Source organism: Candidatus Cardinium hertigii, from assembly GCF_003788695.1.
The window spans coordinates 1-2,919 of the sequence record NZ_RARA01000005.1; the positions used below are offsets into that span (position 1 = coordinate 1).

Below are 2,919 nucleotides of genomic sequence, written 5' to 3' on the forward strand. Positions count from 1 at the left end.
TAGTTTTTAAAAAAAATGGATAAAATCATCAATAATCTATAAAATATGGCTACCACGCAAGTGAACGGATACAATTTACTTTTCCTTAAACTAAAGCCCCCGTTTATTACAGGCTTGCCTGTTTAAGTGTGTAAATATGGAGTAGCTTTATACCTTGCCAAGGTTCCAAAACTATTGAGGATTGGGCTTCCTGCTTAGATGGGGGTATCCCTGTCCACATAATTTATAGCAGCTTACTCCTCTTCGTCGGAATTTCCATATCCTCATCTGTTGTATCCTCTTCGTCGGAATTTACTATATCCTCATTTGCTGTATCCTCTTCGTCAGAATTTTCTATATCCTCATCTGTTGTACTCTCTTCGTCGGATATGGACCCTATCTCTAAACCAAGTTCATCAGATTCATATTCCTTAATTATTTTTTCTAATTGTATATTAGACCTTGCTGCATTTAGATCTAAATTGTTTTGCATCATGGTACGTATACATGCTCTTTGTAATCCACTTTCATGGTACACCGTATCGTGCGGATAAGCAATGTTTGAATTGAACCAATCAACTAAGTTCCCTGAACCCTCAGGACCCGAGCACGAAACGTTACGTATTTTTGTATTACTTAACGTAGCGAGCAATTGTTCCATACTGTTTAAATCCCAAGAGCTAAAACCATCAGCATGAAAATTCAAACTATCAACAGCTGTATGCTGAAGCGAAGAGAAAGCTTTACATAAAGTTTTCAATTCTACTGAATCCAAATCATTGTCACATAAATCTAGGTAACGTATAGCTGTATTATCCACAAGTGCAGAAAGTAAGGGAGATACATTATTTTCTAACGTGTTACTAGCCAGTCTCAAATTTTCAACCTTTGTATCTTTGAGTTTAGAAAATGCTGCCCCCAATAGATCCGCTTGCACCAGGCCTAAATCATTCATATCTAAATCTAATTTACGAACATCTGAGTCCACAAGTGCAGGAAGTAGGAGAACTACGTTATTTGCTAACTTGTTCCCACTCAAATTCAAATCTTCAATCTTTGTATTTGTATGTTTAAGGTTAGAAAATGCTGTCCTCAATAGATCCGCTTGCACCAGGCCTAAATAATTCCCACTTAAATCTAAGTAACGAACATTTGTGCCCACAAGTGCAGAAAGTAGGGGATCTATATTATTTGCTAAATGGTTACCACACAGTCCCAATTTTTCAATCTTTGTATGTTTGAGTTTAGAAAATGCTGTCCTCAATAGATCCGCTTGCACCAGGCCTAAATCATTCCCACTTAAATCTAAGTAACGAACATTTGTGCCCACAAGCGCAGAAAGTAGGGGATCTATATTATTTGCTAAATGATTACAACACAGTGTCAATTCTTCAATCTTTGTATGTTTGAGTTTAGAAAATGCTGTCCTCAATAGATCCGCTTGCACCAGGTGTAAAGAATTGAAACTCAAATCTAATTCACGCACATCTGAGTCCACAAGTGCAGAAAGTAGGGGATCTATATTATTTGCTAATTTGTTATCCCACAGTACCAATTTTTCAATCTTTGTCTGTTTGAGGTTAGAAAATACTGTCCTCAATAGATCCACTTGCATCAGGTCTAAATTAGCCAATTTTATGTCTAGGCTACGAACAGCTGTACCTTTAAGAGCAACCAATATCGCATCAAGATATTCACCTAATAAATTTACAGAACTGCAATCTACTTTAAGACTAGAGCACGGTGCCTTACACAGATAAGGTACCAACTTACCCAGTAGATTTTTTACCTCCAAAGTGGACACGCAAGTGGACACGTATTTTCCATGTAGCTTGTCCAAGAATATACTTATTGTGTTATACGGTTGACCCGCCCAAATCCAGTAACAGTCCGCGTATCTATTATTTTTAAGTTTATTTTCATTTTCATTGATCAATTGCATGAGTTCTGAATCATAAATTTTTTCTTGATTTTCATCTAAATCTGTTTTTGAACTGCCTGCCAATGCCATGTCGTTTGAAGTACCTATACCTTGCCGGACTTTAGTACATCCACTGAAGACTAGGAACAAAATTAGAAAAAAATACATGATGGGTGTTTTAAAAGTTTTAAATTAAATATATTATGCTCTGTAGCATAGAAACGGCTGCTGCTTGATTTTTTGGGTTGCTTTTTTGATCAAACAAAAAATTTAAAGTAAGGAAAAGCATAAAGCAATGGCTGAATACAATTTATCTTTAATTTCCGAAATAAAATTTTCCCCTAAAAACTCTTTCATAAAAAAATGTATCATACACTTTTTTATGAAATAATAAAAAAAGAATTTATTCGCTAAATAAGAAGCAATGTAGCAAATGTAAAAAAAATATCCTATTCTAATTGGTTATCAATAATAGTTAAACCTTAAGTTGACGCCATTGAGTGAACGGATACAATTTACTTTTCCTTAAACTAAAGCCCCCGTTTATTACAGGCTTGCCTGTTTAAGTGTGTAAATATGGAGTAGCTTTATACCTTGCCAAGGTTCCAAAGCTATTGAGGATTGCTGCTTCCGGCTTAGACAAGGGGTATCCCTGTCCACATAATTTATAGCAGCTTACTCCTCTTCGTCGGAATTTCCATATCCTCATCTGTTGTATCCTCTTCGTCGGAATTTCCTATATCCTCATTTGCTATATCCTCTTCGTCGGAATTTCCTATATCCTCATTTGCTGTATCCTCTTCGTCAGAATTTTCTATATCCTCATCTGTTGTACTCTCTTCATCGGATATGGACTCTATCTCTAAACCAAGTTCATCAGATTCATATTCCTTAATTATTTTTTCTAATTGTATATTAGACCTTGCTGCATTTAGATCTAAATTGTTTTGCATCATGGTACGTATACATGCTCTTTGTAATCCACTTTCATGGTACACCGTATCGTGCGGATAAGCAAT

Annotated in this window: 1 protein-coding gene; it reads right to left on the bottom strand. The window is 35.7% G+C overall.

Going from position 1 to position 2,919, the window contains the following annotated elements; all coding sequences use genetic code 11:
- Positions 1-223: 223 nt before the first annotated feature.
- Positions 224-1,990: a leucine-rich repeat domain-containing protein gene (locus EDM02_RS00060; protein ID WP_123662088.1), complete on the bottom strand. Its 1,767-nt coding sequence runs from the start codon at positions 1,988-1,990 to the stop codon at positions 224-226.
- Positions 1,991-2,919: the final 929 nt, after the last annotated feature.

What these genes read in the sequence shown, in the direction of transcription:
- EDM02_RS00060 (WP_123662088.1), bottom strand. Translation starts at nt 1,990, where the DNA reads ATGGCATTGGCAGGCAGTTCAAAAACAGATTTAGATGAAAATCAAGAA.